At 71.0% G+C, this 17,733-nt stretch carries 13 protein-coding genes; all 13 read left to right on the plus strand.

All coding sequences use genetic code 11. From position 1 onward, the window contains the following. Positions 1-101: 101 nt before the first annotated feature. The 13 genes from AC1P0E_RS28695 to AC1P0E_RS28755 all read left to right on the plus strand — a co-directional run bounded on the left by AC1P0E_RS28695 (position 102) and on the right by AC1P0E_RS28755 (position 17,719). Complete coding sequence (locus AC1P0E_RS28695) at positions 102-1,649, plus strand: sugar ABC transporter ATP-binding protein (RefSeq protein WP_482745005.1); 1,548 nt, start codon at positions 102-104, stop codon at positions 1,647-1,649. Then, a complete protein-coding gene (locus tag AC1P0E_RS28700) occupies positions 1,646-2,692 on the plus strand; it encodes an ABC transporter permease (protein ID WP_482745006.1) in 1,047 nt (348 codons plus the stop codon). Before AC1P0E_RS28695 ends, AC1P0E_RS28700 begins: the two co-directional genes overlap by 4 nt. Positions 2,693-2,751: 59 nt before the next feature. Continuing rightward, on the plus strand, positions 2,752-3,792 hold the full coding sequence (locus AC1P0E_RS28705; protein ID WP_482745007.1) for a substrate-binding domain-containing protein: 1,041 nt from the start codon (positions 2,752-2,754) through the stop codon (positions 3,790-3,792). Between the two features lie 58 nt (positions 3,793-3,850). After that, on the plus strand, positions 3,851-5,104 hold the full coding sequence (locus AC1P0E_RS28710; RefSeq protein ID WP_482745008.1) for a Gfo/Idh/MocA family protein: 1,254 nt from the start codon (positions 3,851-3,853) through the stop codon (positions 5,102-5,104). A 14-nt stretch (positions 5,105-5,118) separates the two neighbouring features. Continuing rightward, the gene (locus AC1P0E_RS28715; protein ID WP_482745009.1) at positions 5,119-6,123 is read left to right on the plus strand and encodes a sugar phosphate isomerase/epimerase family protein; all 1,005 of its coding nucleotides are present in this window, start codon (positions 5,119-5,121) and stop codon (positions 6,121-6,123) included. Between the two features lie 328 nt (positions 6,124-6,451). Next, positions 6,452-10,177 carry a ThuA domain-containing protein gene (locus AC1P0E_RS28720; protein ID WP_482745010.1) on the plus strand — a complete coding sequence of 1,242 codons (3,726 nt, stop codon included), beginning with the start codon at positions 6,452-6,454 and terminating at the stop codon, positions 10,175-10,177. A gap of 128 nt (positions 10,178-10,305) precedes the next feature. After that, complete coding sequence (locus AC1P0E_RS28725; protein ID WP_482745011.1) at positions 10,306-11,445, plus strand: inositol-3-phosphate synthase; 1,140 nt, start codon at positions 10,306-10,308, stop codon at positions 11,443-11,445. Next, positions 11,442-12,638 carry an SCO3242 family prenyltransferase gene (locus tag AC1P0E_RS28730; protein WP_482745012.1) on the plus strand — a complete coding sequence of 399 codons (1,197 nt, stop codon included), beginning with the start codon at positions 11,442-11,444 and terminating at the stop codon, positions 12,636-12,638. Before AC1P0E_RS28725 ends, AC1P0E_RS28730 begins: the two co-directional genes overlap by 4 nt. After that, on the plus strand, positions 12,635-13,552 hold the full coding sequence (locus AC1P0E_RS28735) for a sugar phosphate isomerase/epimerase family protein (protein WP_482745013.1): 918 nt from the start codon (positions 12,635-12,637) through the stop codon (positions 13,550-13,552). The genes AC1P0E_RS28730 and AC1P0E_RS28735 overlap by 4 nt, the downstream gene beginning before the upstream one ends. Further along, entirely contained in the window at positions 13,546-14,286 is a 741-nt protein-coding gene (locus AC1P0E_RS28740; RefSeq protein ID WP_482745014.1) for an EboA domain-containing protein, read from the plus strand. Before AC1P0E_RS28735 ends, AC1P0E_RS28740 begins: the two co-directional genes overlap by 7 nt. A 6-nt stretch (positions 14,287-14,292) precedes the next feature. Continuing rightward, positions 14,293-15,144: a TatD family hydrolase gene (locus AC1P0E_RS28745; RefSeq protein ID WP_482745015.1), complete on the plus strand. Its 852-nt coding sequence runs from the start codon at positions 14,293-14,295 to the stop codon at positions 15,142-15,144. A gap of 17 nt (positions 15,145-15,161) precedes the next feature. Beyond that, on the plus strand, positions 15,162-16,331 hold the full coding sequence (gene eboE, locus AC1P0E_RS28750) for a metabolite traffic protein EboE (protein WP_482745016.1): 1,170 nt from the start codon (positions 15,162-15,164) through the stop codon (positions 16,329-16,331). Beyond that, the gene (locus tag AC1P0E_RS28755) at positions 16,328-17,719 is read left to right on the plus strand and encodes an alkaline phosphatase family protein (protein ID WP_482745017.1); all 1,392 of its coding nucleotides are present in this window, start codon (positions 16,328-16,330) and stop codon (positions 17,717-17,719) included. The genes eboE and AC1P0E_RS28755 overlap by 4 nt, the downstream gene beginning before the upstream one ends. Positions 17,720-17,733 lie beyond the last annotated feature (14 nt).

Here is a 17,733-nt window from a genome sequence, read left to right on the forward strand (position 1 = left end):
TACGCGACACAGCACCACAGCACCTGGCTCGGCCCTGCCCTGCCCACCTTCGCCCTGCCCTGCTCGCTCACCGGCCGCCGCACCAGCCGAGGGGAACCGTCATGGCACCACCGCAAGCAGCCCCAACCCCGGCCCCACCCCTACTCCTCACCATGTCCGGCATCACCAAGTCCTTCCCCGGCGTCCGCGCCCTCGACGGCGTGGACCTGGAGGTCCAGGCGGGCGAGGTCCACTGCCTGCTCGGCCAGAACGGCGCCGGCAAGTCCACCCTCATCAAGGTGCTCGCGGGCGTACACCAGCCCGACGGCGGCGAGATCACCTGGCAGGGCGGCACGGTCTCCCTCAAGTCGCCCATCGCCGCCATGCGCCTCGGCATCGCCACCATCTACCAGGAACTCGACCTGGTGGAAGGCCTGTCGGTCGCCGAGAACATCTTCCTCGGCCACGAGCCGACCACCGCCGGCTTTGTCGTACGCGCCAGGGAGGCCCGCGCGTCCGCGACCGCCCTGCTGAAGCGCCTCGGCCACACCGAGATCGACTCCGCCAGCCTGGTCGGCTCGCTGTCCGCCGCCCAGCAGCAGATCGTCTCCATGGCGCGGGCGCTCTCCCACGACGTACGCCTCATCGTGATGGACGAGCCCTCCGCCGCCCTCGACCCCGACGAGGTCGACAACCTCTTCCGCATCGTCGCCGGGCTCACCGCGGACGGCGTCGCCGTCGTCTACATCTCCCACCGGCTCGAAGAGATCCGGCGCATCGGCGACCGCGTGACCGTACTCAAGGACGGACGCGCGGTCGCGGTCGGACTGCCCGCCAAGAGCACCCCGACGCGTGACGTCGTGGCCCTGATGACCGGCCGCGATGTCGAGTACGTCTTCCCCCGGCGGCCCGCAGGCGACGACCCGGCGGTCGCCGGACCCGTCCTCAGGGTCGAAGGACTCGCCAGGGACGGGGAGTTCGCGGCGCTCGACCTCGACATCCGCCCCGGCGAGATCGTCGGCCTCGCCGGGCTCGTCGGCTCCGGGCGGTCCGAAGTACTGGAGACGATCTACGGCGCGCGCAAACCCACCGCGGGGCGCGTACTCGTCGACGGGAAGCTCCTGCGCCCCGGCAGCGTCCGCGCCGCCGTCCGGGCCGGCATCGGGCTCGCACCCGAAGAGCGCAAGGCCCAGGGCCTGCTGATGCTCGAATCCGTCACCCGCAACGTGTCCGTGTCGACCCTGTCCCGCTTCTCGCGCGGCGGCTGGCTCGACCGTACAGCCGAACGCGAAGCCGCCCAGGCCGCCACCCGGGAACTGTCCCTGCGGCCCGACAACCCCGACGCCCGCATCCGCACCCTCTCCGGCGGCAACCAGCAAAAGGCCGTACTCGCCCGCTGGTTGCTGCGCGGCTGCCGCGTCCTGCTGCTCGACGAACCGACGCGCGGCGTCGACGTCGGGGCGCGTGCCGAGCTGTACGCCGTGATCCGCAGGCTGGCCGACGAAGGCCTCGCCGTACTTCTCGTATCCAGCGAAGTCCCGGAAGTCCTGGGGCTCGCCGACCGGGTGCTGGTGCTCAGGGAGGGGCGCGTCGTCCACACGGCGCCCGCCCGGGAGCTCGACGAGCACCGCGTACTCGACCTCGTGATGGAAGGGAGCCCGACGCCATGACGCAGCCTGTCTCGCCGGCGCAGCAACAGCATCAGCAGGACGGTCCGGTCGTCAGCACCACCAAGTCGCCCCCGGAGCAGTCGGCTTGGCGCAAAATCGGGCTGCGCCTCGACGTACGCAATCTGTCGCTGCTCGGCGTACTCGCGGTCCTCGTCGCGGTCGGCGGCTTCACCAAGCCCGAGCAGTTCCTGGACTCCAGCAATCTCCAGCTCGTCCTCACCCAGGCGTCCGTCATCGGTGTCGTCACCGTCGGCATGACCTTCGTCATCACCAGCGGCGGCATCGACCTCTCGGTCGGCGCGATCGTGGCGCTCGCCTCGGTGTGGGCGACGACGCTCGCGACCCAGGAGTACGGCTTCGCGGGCATCCTCTTCACGGCGGTGATCGTCGGCCTCGCCTGCGGACTCGTCAACGGACTGCTCATCGCGTACGGCGGGATGGTGCCCTTCATCGCGACGCTCGCCATGCTGGCGTCGGCCCGCGGACTCGCCCTCCAGATCACCGACGGCAAGACGCAGATCGTCACCGTCGAGTCCGTACTCGACCTCGGCGTTCCGGACTCGTACGTGCTGGGCATACCGCCACTCGTCCTGGTCTTCGCGGTGGTCACCGTCGTCGGCTGGCTGCTGCTCAACCGCACCACCTTCGGGCGGCGTACGGTCGCGGTCGGCGGCAACGCGGAAGCGGCCAGGCTCGCCGGCATCGACGTACGCCGCCAGCGCCTCTACCTCTACCTGCTGTCCGGACTGTGCTGCGGAATCGCCGCCTTCCTGCTGATCATCCTGTCCGGCTCGGGACAGAACACCAACGGGAACCTGTACGAGCTCGACGCCATCGCGGCGGCGATCATCGGCGGGACACTGCTCAGCGGCGGCCGGGGCACCATCGTCGGTTCCGTCCTGGGTGTCCTGGTCTTCACCACGATCACCAACATCTTCGCGCTCAACAACCTGCAGAGCGACGTACAGCAGATCGCCAAGGGCGCGATCATCGTCGCCGCCGTACTGGTCCAGCGCCGCACGGCGCGCGATGGCGAGGCCTGACCTCGTACCGCTTCTCTCCCCTTTCTTCCGTAAGCCTGACCTGAAGGGTTGGAACCGTCATGCCAGAAACCAGTCGCAGAGGACTGCTCTTCGGCACCGCAGCCGTCTCCGCGGGCGCCCTGCTCACCGCGTGCACCAGCAACGAGCCCAAGCAGAAGGCGCCTGCCGCCAACAACGAGCCCGCCGGGCCCGACGACAAGCCCGGCAAGAAGGTCACCATCGGATTCGCGGGCCCGCAGGCCGACCACGGCTGGCTCAACGCAATCAACGAGAACGCCAAGTCGCGCGCCCAGAAGTACTCCGAGGTGACCCTGGAGATCACCGAGGGTTCGAACGACACCGCCGCGCAGATCGGCCAGGTCCAGACGCTGATCAACAAGAAGGTCGACGTACTGGTGATCCTGCCTGCCGACGGCAAGGCCCTCACCCAGGTCGGCCTCCAGGCGATGAAGGCGGGCATCCCCGTCGTCAACCTGGACCGGATCTTCGCCTCGCCGCAGGCCTACCGCTGCTGGATAGGCGGCGACAACTACGGCATGGGCCTCAACGCCGGCAACTACATCGGCGAGCAGCTCAAGGACAAGCCGAACGCCAAGGTGGTGGAGCTGGCGGGGCTCGACAACCTGGAGCTGACCAAGCAGCGCAGCCAGGGCTTCGCGGACGCCCTCAAGAACTACCCCAACGTCAAGCGCGTCGCCCGCCAGGCGGCCGACTTCACCGTCGAGTCCGGCCAGGCCAAGATGGCGCAACTGCTCCAGGCGCAGAAGCAGTTCGACGCGCTGTGGAACCACGACGACGACCAGGGCGTGGGCGCCCTGCGCGCCATCCAGCAGGCCGGGCGCGACGACTTCCTGATGGTCGGCGGGGCGGGCGCCAAGGCCGCGATGGACGCCATCAAGGCCGACAACAGCGTGCTGAAGGCCACCGTTCTCTACCCGCCGACCATGGCCGCGTCCGCCATCGACCTGGCGCGCGCACTCGGGCAGGGCAAGGGCGTCGGCGGGATGGCCGAGCTGGAGATCCCGGCCTCGATCACCCTCTATTCGGCCGTCGTCACCAAGGACAACGTCGACGAGTACCTGCCGACGGGCTTCAGCTGACCGGGCCGTCCGCCCGCCCCCACCGTGCGAGTGACGAGTTCGACGAGGAGGAATCCGTATGGCCCGCAGGGAAGAGTCGCAGACGGAGACAGACGCCGGGACAGGCGCGTCGGGCGGTGCGCCGGCCGGTGCGTCGCCGCCGACGCTCGGTGTCGGCATGGTCGGATACGCGTTCATGGGAGCCGCCCACTCACAGGGCTGGCGCACCGCGGGCCGTGTCTTCGACCTGCCGACGCGGCCGGTCCTCGCGGCCGTCTGCGGCCGCGACGCCGCGGCTGTGCGGGCCGCGGCCGACCAGCACGGATGGGCGGGCACGGAGACCGACTGGCGGGATCTCATCGCCCGTGACGACGTGCAGATCGTCGACATCTGCACGCCGGGGGACAGCCACGCGGAGATAGCCGTCGCCGCGCTCGAGGCGGGCAAGCACGTGCTGTGCGAGAAGCCGCTGGCCAACTCGGTCGCCGAGGCGGAGGCCATGACGGCCGCCGCCGAACGCGCCCGCGCGCGGGGCCAGGTGGCGATGGTCGGCTTCAACTACCGCCGGGTGCCGGCCATGACGTACGCCCGCCGGCTGATCGGGGAGGGGCGGCTCGGGGCGCTCAGGCACGTACGGGTCACCTATCTCCAGGACTGGCTCGTCGACCCGGAGTTCCCCCTGACCTGGCGGCTCCAGCGAGAGCACGCGGGCTCGGGCGCGCTCGGCGACCTGGGCGCGCACATCGTGGACCTCGCGCAGTATCTGGCGGGGGAGCCGGTGGTGGGGGTTTCCGCCATGACCGAGACGTTCGTACGGTCGAGGCCGCTGCCGGCGGGTGCGTCGGCGGGGCTTGCGGCAACCGGGGGGTCCGAACGCGGGGAGGTGACCGTCGACGACTCGGCGCTCTTCACCGGGCGGCTGGCTTCGGGGGCGCTCGCCTCCTTCGAGGCGACCCGGATGGCGGCGGGCCGCAAGAACGCGCTCAGCATCGAACTCAACGGTGAGCGCGGGTCACTGTCCTTCGACCTGGAGCGCCTGAACGAACTGTCCTTCCACGACCACACGGAGCCCGCCGTCTCCTCCGGCTTCCGGCGGATCCTGGTGACCGAGCCGGAGCATCCGTACCTGGAGGCGTGGTGGCCGCCGGGTCACGCCCTGGGCTACGAGCACACCTTCGTCCACCAGGCGCGCGACCTGCTGCACGCCATCGCGACCGGCACCGACCCGCAGCCGTCCTTCGCGGACGGGCTCCAGGTGCAGCGGGTGCTGGCGGCGGTGGAGGAGAGCGCCGAGAAGAACGCGATCTACACGCCCGTACTCCCCGCACTGTAGGAGGGCCGTCAGGCATGCCACGACCATTCACACTCTTCACCGGCCAGTGGGCCGACCTGCCGCTGGAGGAGGTCTGCCGGCTGGCCCGCGACTTCGGTTACGACGGGCTCGAACTCGCTTGCTGGGGGGACCACTTCGAGGTCGACAAGGCGCTGAACGACTCGGCCTACCTGGAGGGCCGACACCAGTTGCTCGACAAGTACGGCCTGAAGTGCTGGGCGATCTCCAACCACCTGGTCGGCCAGGCCGTCTGCGACGCCCCCATCGACGAACGGCACCAGGCGATCCTGCCGTCGCGGATCTGGGGCGACGGCGAGCCCGAGGGTGTACGGCAGCGGGCCGCGGCCGAGATGGCGGATACGGCCAGGGCTGCGGCGGCCTTCGGCGTCCGTACGGTCATCGGTTTCACCGGATCGTCGATCTGGCACCTGGTGGCGATGTTCCCGCCCGTACCGCCGCACATGATCGAGCGTGGTTACGAGGACTTCGCCGAGCGGTGGAACCCGATCCTGGACGTCTTCGACGCGCAGGGGGTGCGCTTCGCCCACGAAGTGCACCCGAGCGAGATCGCGTACGACTACTGGACCACGCAGCGGGCACTGGAGGCGGTCGGGCACCGGCCGGCCTTCGGGCTGAACTTCGACCCGAGCCACTTCGTGTGGCAGGACCTCGATCCGGTCGGCTTCCTCTACGACTTCCGGGACCGGATCTACCACGTGGACTGCAAGGAGGCGCGCAAGCGTCTCGACGGCCGCAACGGCCGGCTCGGCTCGCACCTGCCGTGGGGCGATCCGCGGCGCGGCTGGGACTTCGTGTCGGCGGGGCACGGTGACGTCCCGTGGGAGGACGTGTTCCGGATGCTGCGGTCGATCGAGTACGAGGGGCCGGTGTCGGTGGAGTGGGAGGACGCGGGGATGGACCGCCTGACGGGCGCCCCGGAGGCTCTTGCCACGCTGAAGCGGTACGACTTCGACCCGCCGAGCGCGTCGTTCGACGCGGCGTTCGGCGGCGCGGACTAGGCCGAAGCCGGGGCGCTGCCCCAGTTGCGGGAAGGGGCGGGCAGGGGAAAAAGCCCCGCAGGGCAGCCCGGCGGAACACACCGCCCCGCCGGGCCGGTCCGGGCTGCGCCCAAGCCGCTTTGTCCTGCGGCAGGAGAAAGTTCAACTTACCTGCCACGCAAGGGCTTTCCGTTCAGGACGAACGCGGCTACCGTCCCTGAGGTGTACAGGACATGAGCCGGTACCGGTGTGACGGCGCACTCCGGTTCCGCTTCCCGAAATCAGAGAGCTTCCCCGCCCGGCGTCGGTGCAGGACGAGCACCGCCCGGCCCACTACCGGAGGACACTCGTGCACAGGAAACGGCTCAGAGCCGGATCGGCCCGAAAGGCCCTCGCACTCCTCACCGGCAGCCTCCTGGCCGCCACTTCACTTGCCCTCACACCCGTCATCTCCACCGCCGCCGAGAAGCCCGCGTCGGGCGGCGGCGCCGACCAGGCCCTCGCCGCCGAGGACTTCCAGCAGGTCACCCTCGCCAAGGGCGAGCCCGAGACGGGCGAGCCCATGTCGCTCGCCGTGCTCCCCGACCGCAGCGTCCTGCACACCTCGCGCGACGGCGAGCTGCGGATGACCGACGCCGCCGGCAACACCCGTGTCGTCGGCACCATCCCGGTCTACTCGCACGACGAAGAGGGTCTCCAGGGCATCGGCATCGACCCGGAGTTCAGCGAGAACCGGCGGATCTACCTCTACTACGCACCCCCGATGGACACCCCGCCGGGCGACGCCCCCAACGAGGGCTCCGCGGCCGACTTCGCCAAGTTCGACGGCGTCAACCGGCTCTCGCGCTTCGTACTCAAGGCCGACGGCACCCTCGACAACGCCAGTGAGAAGAAGATCCTCGACGTACCCGCCACCCGTGGCATCTGCTGCCACGTCGGCGGCGACATCGACTTCGACGCGCAGGGCAACCTCTACCTGTCGACCGGCGACGACTCCAACCCCTTTGCCTCCGACGGATTCACCCCCATCGACGAACGTCCGGACCGCAACCCGGCGTACGACGCACGCCGCACCTCCGGCAACACGAACGACCTGCGCGGGAAGATCCTCCGTATCAAGGTGAACGAGGACGCGTCCTACACGGTTCCCGAAGGCAACCTCTTCGCCCCCGGCACCGACAAGACGCGCCCCGAGATCTACGCCATGGGCTTCCGCAACCCCTTCCGCTTCAGCGTCGACAAGCCCACCGGCGTGCTGTACGTCGGCGACTACGGCCCCGACGCCGGCGCCGCCGACCCCGAGCGCGGCCCGGCCGGACAGGTCGAGTTCGCCCGCGTCACCAAGCCCGGCAACTTCGGCTGGCCCTTCTGCACCGGCAAGAACGACGCGTACGTCGACTACGACTTCGCGACGAAGGAGTCCGGCGCCAAATTCGACTGCGCCGCGCCGAAGAACACGTCGCCGCACAACACCGGCCTCACCGACCTGCCGCCCTCCGAGGAGGCCTGGATCCCGTACGACGGCGGATCGCTCCCCGAGTTCGGCACCGGCTCCGAGTCCCCGATGGGCGGACCCGTCTACCGGTACGACAAGGACCTCGACTCCCCGGTGAAGTTCCCGGAGGCGTACGACGGCGACTTCTTCGCGGGCGAGTTCGGCCGGCGCTGGATCAAGCGCATCGAGCAGGACGCGAACGGCGCCGTGCAGTCCATCAACCCCGTGCCGTGGACCGGCACCCAGGTCATGGACTCGGCCTTCGGCCCCGACGGCGCGCTGTACGTCCTCGACTACGGCACCGCCTGGTTCGGAGGCAACGAGAACTCCGGTCTCTACCGCATCGAGAACGCCACCAGCGGCCACTCGCCCGTCGCGGAAGCCGCGGCCGACAAGACGTCCGGCCAGGCCCCACTGCGCGTGAAGTTCTCCTCCGCCGGGACGACCGACTCCGACGGCGACGCCCTGAAGTACTCCTGGACCTTCGGCGACGGTGGTACGTCGACGGCGGCCAACCCCACGTACACGTACAAGAAGAACGGCACGTACACCGCGACCGTCACCGCCAAGGACACCACCGGGCGGACCGGTTCGGCGAGCGTACAGATCGTCGTCGGCAACACCGCGCCCAAGGTGACACTCGAACTGCCCGGTGATGGCCAGCTGTTCAACTTCGGCGACGACGTGCCCTTCAAGGTGAAGGTCACCGACCCCGAGGACGGCACGATCGACTGCGCCAAGGTCAAGGTGACGTACATCCTCGGCCACGACAGCCACGGCCACCCGATCACCTCCGCCAACGGCTGCACCGGCACCATCAAGACCCCCGCCGACAGCAGCCACGACCCCAACGCCAACATCTTCGCGGTCTTCGACGCCGAGTACACGGACGGCGGAGGCGGCGGCCAGGAGCCGCTGACGACCCACGACCAGAAGGTGCTCCAGCCCAAGCAGCGCCAGGCCGAGCACTACTCCAGCCAGAGCGGCGTCGCCCCGCAGACCAAGCCCACCGCGCACGGCGGCAAGACCGTCGGTGACATCGGCAACGGTGACTGGATCGCCTTCAGGCCCTACCGGGTCGGCGACGCCACCTCCCTCACCGCACGCGTGTCGTCGGGCGGAGCGGGCGGCACCCTCGAAGTCCGTACCGGATCGCCCGACGGCAGGCTCATCGGCTCCACCGTCGTCCCCGTGACCGGCGGCTGGGACGTCTTCCAGGACGTCACCACCACCATCAAGCGGCCCCCGGCCGGGACCACCACCCTCTACCTCGTCTTCAAGGGCGGCGCCGGAGCCCTCTACGACATCGACGACTTCACCTTCTCCACGGCGAAGGGCGACGCCACCCCCAAGAAGCGGGTCCTGGTCTTCTCCAAGACCGCCGGCTTCCGCCACGACTCCATCGCGGCGGGCATCACGGCCCTCAAGGAACTCGGCGCGCAGCGCGGCCTCGCCGTCGACGCGACGGAGGAAGCGAAGCAGTTCACACCCGAGAACCTCGCCCGCTACGACGCGGTGGCTTTCCTCTCGACGACCGGTGACGTCCTGAACGCCAACCAGCAGACCGTCTTCGAGCAGTACGTCGCAGACGGCGGCGGCTACATGGGCATCCATGCCGCCGCCGACACCGAGTACGACTGGAAGTTCTACGGCGGACTCGTCGGCGCGTACTTCGACTCGCACCCGCAGATCCAGCCCGCCACCGTACGCGTCGAGGACCACGACCACCCCGCCACCGCGCACCTGGACTCCACCTGGCAGCGCACCGACGAGTGGTACAACTACCGCACCAACCCCCGTGAGCAGGCGCGTGTCCTGGCCACCCTCGACGAGACCAGCTACACCGGCGGGAACATGAAGGGCGACCACCCGATCGCCTGGTGCCAGCCGTACGAGGGCGGACGCTCCTTCTACACCGGCGGCGGCCACACCAAGGAGTCGTACGCCGAACCGGCCTTCCGTAAGCACCTGTTGGGCGGAATGCTGTACGCCACCGGGATCGCCAAGGCCGACTGCAAGCCCTCCAAGGGTTACCGGTCGATCTTCAACGGCGAGTCCCTGGACGGGTGGAAGCAGGCGGGCCCCGGCTCCTTCGAGGTCAAGGACCGCACGCTGAACTCCGTCGGCGGCATGGGACTCCTCTGGCACCAGGCCAAGGAGCTGCGGTCGTACTCCCTGAAGCTCGACTGGAAGATGTCCGGTGACGACAACTCCGGCATCTTCGTGGGCTTCCCTGCCTCGGACGACCCGTGGTCGGCCGTCAACAAGGGGTACGAGATCCAGATCGACGCGACGGACGCCCCCGACCGCACCACCGGGTCCGTGTACGGCTTCAAGGCGGCGAACATCGCCGCACGGGACGCCGCGCTCAACCCGCCGGGGGAGTGGAACTCGTACGAGATCCGGGTACAGGGGGAACGGCTCCGCGTCTTCCTCAACGGCGTGAAGATCAACGACTTCACCAACACCGATCCCGCACGCAGCCTGGCCCAGGGCCACATCGGCATCCAGAACCACGGCGCCGGCGACCAGGTCTCCTTCCGCAACATCAAGGTCAAGGAGCTGCCCGCAGGCTCCTGACGTCCCCCAGGACCGGCGGCGGGCGGGAGCACGCCGAGCCCCCGCCCGCCGCCTTCTGGCCGTCTCCAACTCCCATTTCTTCTTTTTTCTCCATCTCTTTCTCCATCTCTCTGGCAGGGAGGCAGCCCGTGACCACCCCATCCGAAGGCACAACGGCGCACACGGCACGGACCGGAGTGTGGTTCGTCGGAGCACGCGGTTCCGTGGCCACGACCGCCGTCGCGGGCTGCGCGGCGCTCAGCGCGGGGCTCCACGCGGCGGACGGCATGGTCACCGAGACCCCGCCGTTCGCCGGGAGCGGCCTGGCGCCGCTCGCCTCGCTCGTCTTCGGTGGGCACGACACCGTGAGCTGCCCCCTGCCCAAACGCGCCGAGGAGCTGGAGGCGGGCGGCGTGCTGCCGCACGGTCTGTCCTCGGCCGTACGCAGCGAACTCGCGGCGGCGGACGGGGAGATACGTACCGGAGGCCCTCTGCCCGGCGACACGCGCGGCGAGGAGGAACTCGTCGCCGCATTCGCCGCGCACCTGCTGGACTTCGCGCACCGGCAGCGTCTCGACCGGGTGGTGGTCGTGAACGTCGCCTCGACGGAACCGGCCCCCGCCGACTCCCAGTCCCCGCTCCCGCCCAGCTCCCTCTACGCGGCCGCCGCGCTGCGGGCCGGCTGCCCGTACGTCAACTTCACCCCCTCCACCGGGCTGCGCGCGCCGGCCCTCCAGGACGCCGTCGCGGCCAGCGGCCTTCCCCACGCGGGACGCGACGGCAAGACGGGCCAGACGCTGCTCCGTTCCGTACTCGCCCCGATGTTCGTGCAGCGCGCCCTGTCCGTACGGGCATGGTCCGGCACGAATCTGCTCGGCGGCGGGGACGGGGCAGCGCTGGCCGACCCGGCCGCGGCGGCTGCGAAGAACGCGGGCAAGAACCGCGTCCTGACCGACACGCTGGGCGCGCTGCCACAAGGCGACGTGCACATTGACGACGTACCGGCGCTGGGTGACTGGAAGACGGCCTGGGACCACATCGCCTTCGACGGTTTCCTCGGCTCGCGGATGACGCTCCAGACGACGTGGCAGGGCTGCGACTCCGCGCTCGCGGCGCCGCTGGTCCTCGATCTGGCCCGGCTGCTGGCCCGCGCCCACGAGGTGGGCATCTCGGGCCCGTTGCCGGAACTGGGCTTCTACTTCAAGGACCCGGACGGCGGCCCGGCGGCGCTGGCGGAACAGTACGAGGCACTGCTGGCTTTCGGGGCGCGGCTGAGGGAGGCCCGATGACGTCCGCCCGGCTCGGCGCCTGGGCGGAACTGCTGCGCATATCCGCGCTGTTCACCGTTCCGGGTGACGCGGTGGCGGGCGCGGCGTCCATCGGCGTACGCCCCGGCCGGGGCACGGCGCTGGCCGTCGGAGCCTCCCTGTGCCTGTACGAGGCGGGCATGGCCCTGAACGACTGGGCGGACCGCGCCGAGGACGCGGTGGACCGCCCGCACCGCCCGATCCCGTCGGGCCGCATCACTCCACGGGCGGCCCTGGCGGCGTCGGGCGCCCTGACGGCGGCGGGCCTCGCCCTTGCCGCCGGGGCGGGCCGCCCGGCGCTGGCGGTGGCCACGGGCCTGGCCGCCACGATCTGGGCGTACGACCTGCACCTGAAGCACACCCCGGCGGCCCCCGCGGCGATGGCCACGGCCCGGGCGCTGGACCTGCTTCTGGGCGCGACGGCGACGGTGGGCGGCTCCACCGCGTGCCCCGGCGCGGCTCGATGCGAGCCGCGCCGGGGAAACGAGCCGCACCTGGAGAAGCAACCGCTGTCAGGAAATCCAGCCCGCCCGCCGTTTGAGGACCGGAAAGAGCTCCGCAGGACACGCCCTGACGCCGGTGTACGGGACGCACTGGCCGCCGCAGCGATGCTCGGCGCGCATACCTACGCCGTCACAGCGGTCTCGCGCCGCGAAACCCAGGGCGGCTCAACGGCCGCGCCACTCGCGGCCCTGGCGGCGGCCGCCGTACTGGCAACCCTGGCCGCCCGCGAACGGACCAAGGGCCCCGGGACGGCAACTTCCCCCGTGTGGCGCAGCCGCAGGCGGCCGCACCCCGGTTCGTCCGCCGCCGGAGAGGGCGGCCTGGGAGGGCGCACCGACACGCCCCGCCACAGCAGCGACCGGTCCCTCCCCGCAGCCACTGGCGTGCCCGCGCCCACCCGCCACAAAGCGATCCGCGTCGCCACGCGCCTCGCGACCCCCGCCACCCTCGCGGCCGCCGCCTACTTCAGCACCGCCGCCAAGCCCCTCTTCCACGCCACGCTCAATCCCTCCCCGCCCCTCACCCAGCGCGCCGTCGGCGGCGGGATCCGAGCCATGATCCCGCTGCAGGCCGCGCTCGCCGCGCGCAGCGGCGCGGCCGGGGCCGGGGTGGCGCTCATCGGGCTCGTACCGATCGCCCGGAAGCTGTCGCGAAAGGTGAGCCCCACATGACCGACGCTCCTCCGCCCACCCGCACCGGCGCCCGCACCCCCATCCGCTTCGGCTACGGCACCAACGGCCTCACCGACCTCCGTCTGGACGACGCCCTCACCCTCCTCGCCGACCTCGGCTACGACGGCGTCGGCCTCACCCTCGACCACATGCACCTCGACCCCCTCGCGCCCGAGCTCGCCACCCGCACCCGCCAAGTCGGCCGCAGGCTGTCGCAGCTCGGCCTGGGGGTGACCATCGAGACCGGCGCACGGTACGTCCTCGACCCGCGCCGCAAGCACGGCCCGTCCTTGCTCGACCCGGACCCGGCAGCCCGTGCCGCCCGCGCCGAGCTGCTCGTCACAGCCGTACGCGTCGCCGCCGACCTCGGCGCCCACGCCGTGCACTGCTTCAGCGGCATCACCCCGGCCGGCACCCCGCCCGACACCGCCTGGCAACGGCTGACGGAGTCACTGGCCCCCGTCATCGACGCCGCCGCCGGCGCCGGCGTACCGCTCGCCGTCGAGCCCGAACCCGGTCACCTCCTCGCCACCCTCGCCGACTTCCACCACCTGCGCCGCGCCCTCGGCGACCCGTCCCCCCTCGGCCTCACCCTCGACATCGGCCACTGCCAGTGCCTGGAACCGTCCTCGCCCGCCGACTGCGTACGCGAGGCAGCCCCCTGGCTGCGGCACGTGCAGATCGAGGACATGCGTCGCGGTGTGCACGAGCATCTGCCGTTCGGTGACGGCGAGATCGACTTCCCGCCCGTCCTGGAGGCACTCGCAGCCACCGGCTACCAGGGCCTGACGGTCGTCGAACTACCCCGCCACTCGCACGCCGGCCCCGACCTGGCCGCACAGTCTCTCGACTTTCTCCGCAAGGCACTGCCCACTGAACCGCTCCTCCCGGCAGGAGGCGACGCACGATGCTGAGCGAGCTGACCAACGGCGCACCGCCCTCCGCCCTCCAAGCCGCACTCGAAGAACACCTGGCGGGCGCGGACCGCGCCTGGCTCCACGAGGCCCTGGCCGAGGCGGAAGCAGACGCGAAAGCAGAGGCGAAAGCGGGGACGGAAGCGGGTCCCAAGCCGCCGCAGGCTGTGGACCGCCCCCAGTGGACCCTGCCCCCCTGGGAAATCCGTTTCGCCGAAGCAGGACGCCACTGCCATCCGGCCCAAGGCACCCAGGCCGCCCAGACCACCCCGCACCCCCGGGACCTCGCCGACGCCGCCCGCGTCCTCCTCCTGCACGCGGTACGAGCCGGCCACGACACCGTCACCCGCCTCTACCACCACGGCACCGCCGCCGAACGCCGCGCGGTACTGCTCGCCCTGCCGCACCTCAGCGCCACGCCCGCCGGCTCCGCGCTCCCGCTCGTCGAAGACGCCCTGCGCACCAACGACACACGCCTCGTCGCCGCCGCGGTCGGTCCGTACGCCGCCGAGCACCTCGACCAGCAGGCCTGGCGGCACGCCGTGCTCAAGTGCCTGTTCACCGGCGTACCGGTCGACGCCGTCGACGGCCTGTCCGTTCGCGCCCGGGCCGACGCCGAACTCGCCCGGATGCTCCGCGACTACGCCGCCGAACGCACCGCCGCAGGCCGCCCCGTCCCCGACGATCTCCACCGCGTCCTAGCCCTCACGGCCGCCCCCACAGAGGAGTCCTGAGTTCTGATGCGCATCTTCGACCCCCACATCCACATGACCTCCCGCACCACGGACGACTACGAGGCGATGTACGCCGCCGGAGTGCGCGCCGTGGTCGAGCCCTCTTTCTGGCTGGGCCAGCCCCGCACCTCGCCCGCCAGCTTCTTCGACCACTTCGACGCCCTCCTCGGCTGGGAGCCCTTCCGCGCCTCCCAGTACGGCATCGCGCACCACTGCACGCTCGCCCTCAACCCCAAGGAGGCGAACGACCCCCGCTGCACCCCCGTTCTCGACGCGCTTCCCCGTTACCTCCTCAAGGACTCCGTCGTCGCCGTCGGCGAGATCGGCTACGACTCCATGACCCCCGCCGAGGACACCGCCCTCGCCGCACAGCTCCAGCTCGCCGCCGACCACGGGCTGCCCGCCCTCGTCCACACCCCGCACCGAGACAAGCTCGCCGGTCTCCACCGCACCGTCGACGTCATCCGCGAATCGAACCTCCCCCCGGAGCGCGTCCTCCTCGATCACCTCAATGAGACAACCGTAAAGGCCGCCACTGACAGTGGCTGCTGGCTCGGCTTCTCCATCTACCCCGACACCAAGATGGACGAGGACCGCATGGTCGCGGTCATCAAGGACCACGGCACGGAAAAGGTACTGGTCAACTCCGCCGCCGACTGGGGAAAGAGCGATCCGCTCAAGACCCGCAAGGTCGGCGACGCCCTGCTCGCCGCAGGGTTCACCGAGGACGACGTCGACCAGGTCCTGTGGCGCAACCCCGTCGCCTTCTACGGCCTCAGCGGCCGACTCCAGCTCGACCTGCCCGACGCCCCGGAGCCCCTCCACGAGGGCAACTCCATCCTCCGCGGCGGGGAATGAGGGGGAGGACAGCCACCATGCGCTTCCGCCACCCCGACGGCTCCACCGTCCACCTCGCGTACTGCACCAACGTCCACCCCGCCGAGACCCTCGACGGCGTACTCGCCCAGCTCCGCGACCACTGCGAGCCCGTGCGCAGACGCCTCGGCCGGGACCGCCTCGGCATCGGCCTGTGGCTCGCCAAGGACGCCGCGCACGCGCTCATCACCGACCCGGCGGCATTGCGCGGTCTGCGCGCCGAACTGGACCGGCGCGGCCTCGAAGTCGTCACCCTCAACGGCTTCCCCTACGAGGGGTTCGGCGCCGAAGAGGTCAAGTACCGCGTGTACCGCCCCGACTGGACCGAGGCCGCCCGTCTCGACCACACCACTGACCTCGCCCACCTCCTCGCGGCCCTCCTCCCCGACGACGTGGCCGAAGGCACCATCTCCACCCTCCCCATCGCCTGGCGCACCCCCTTCGACGCGGCCGGCGCCGAGGCCGCCCGCGCGGCCCTCGCCACGCTCGCCGAACGCCTGGACGTACTGGAGGAACTCACCGGCAAGTCCATCCGCATCGGCCTCGAACCCGAGCCGGGCTGCACCGTCGAAACCACCGCCGACGCCATCGGCCCCCTCACCGCCCTGGGCGCCCCGCGCATCGGCGTCTGCGTCGACACCTGCCACCTCGCCACCTCCTTCGAGGACCCGGCGACCGCCCTTGCCGCGCTCACCGCCGCCGGCGTCACCATCCCCAAGGCGCAGCTCTCCGCCGCCCTGCACGCCGAAGACCCGCACCTCCCCGAGGTACGCGAGGCCCTCGCCGCCTTCGCCGAACCCCGCTTCCTTCATCAGACCCGTACGAGAACCAGCGCGGGCCTGCGCGGCACCGACGACCTCGACGAGGCCCTCACCGGCGCGGTGCTCCCCGACGGTGCCCCCTGGCGCGCCCACTTCCACGTCCCCCTTCACGCCCCGCCCGCCGCGCCGCTCACCTCGACCCTCCCGGTACTCCAGGACGCCCTCGCCCGCCTCGTCGGCGGTCCGGCGCCGCTCACCCGCCACCTGGAGATCGAGACGTACACCTGGCAGGCGCTCCCACCCGAGCTGCGCCCTCGCAACCGCACCCAGCTCGCCCACGGAATCGCCGCCGAACTCACCCTCGCCCGCGACCTCCTGGTCGACCTCGGCCTCAAGGAGCTGCCGTGACCGAGTCAGCAACCCCTCCGGTTCCCCTCCTCGTTCTGGACGTCGTAGGACTCACCCCCCAGCTCCTCGCCCACATGCCGAACCTCGAGCGGCTCGCCCGGTCCGGCTCCCAGGCGCCCCTCGGCACCGTCCTGCCCGCCGTCACCTGCGCCGCCCAGTCGACCTTCCTCACCGGCACCACCCCCGCCGAGCACGGCATCGTCGGCAACGGCTGGTACTTCCGCGAGCTCGGCGAAGTCCTCCTCTGGCGCCAGCACAACGGCCTCGTCTCCGGCGACAAGATCTGGGACGCCGCCCGCCGCGCGCACCCCGGCTACACCGTCGCCAACATCTGCTGGTGGTACGCGATGGGCGCCGACACCGACTTCACCGTCACTCCCCGCCCCGTCTATTACGCCGACGGCCGCAAGGAACCCGACTGCTACACCCGGCCCCCGTCCCTCCACGACGAACTCACCGACAAATTCGGTACGTTCCCCCTCTTCCACTTCTGGGGACCGGGCGCCGACCTCGTGTCCTCCCAGTGGATCATCGACGCCACCCGCCACATCCTGCGCACGCGCCACCCCGACCTGGCCCTGTGCTATCTCCCGCACCTCGACTACGACCTCCAGCGCTACGGCCCCGACGACCCCCGCGCGCACCGCGCCGCCGCAGACCTCGACGCCGCCGTAGCGCCGCTGCTCGACGACGCTAGAGCCGAGGGACGTACCGTCGTCGCGCTCTCCGAGTACGGCATCACGCGGGTCTCGCGCGCCGTCGACATCAACCGGGCCCTGCGCCGCGCCGGCCTCGTCGAGGTACACACCCAGGACGGCATGGAGTACCTCGACCCCATGACCTCACGCGCGTTCGCCGTCGCCGACCACCAGCTCGCGCATGTCTACGTACGCCGTCCGGAGGACCTGGCAGCCACCCGCGCCGCGCTCGCGGATATCGAAGGCATCGCCGAGCTCCTCGACGACGAGGGCAAGAAGAGCCACGGCCTCGACCACCCCCGCTCCGGCGAACTGGTCGCCGTGGCCGAACCCGACGCCTGGTTCACCTACTACTACTGGCTGGACGACGCCAAGGCCCCCGACTTCGCCCAGCTCGTGGAGATCCACCGCAAGCCCGGCTACGACCCCGTCGAGCTCTTCATGGACCCCCTCGACCCGTACGTACGCGTCAAAGCCGCCAAGGCCCTCGCCCGCAAGAAGCTCGGCATGCGCTACCGCATGGCGGTCGTGCCTCTCGACCCGTCACCTGTTCGCGGCAGCCACGGCCGCCTCCCCGAGCGCGACGAAGAAGGTCCGCTCATCCTGTGCTCCACCCCCCGCGCTGTCGGCGGCCGTGTCGCGGCCACCGATGTGAAAGCCCTGCTCCTTCATCTTGCCGGACTGCACTGACAAAGGGAGTTCCC

Source organism: Streptomyces sp. TRD_SC_5 (assembly GCF_056836825.1).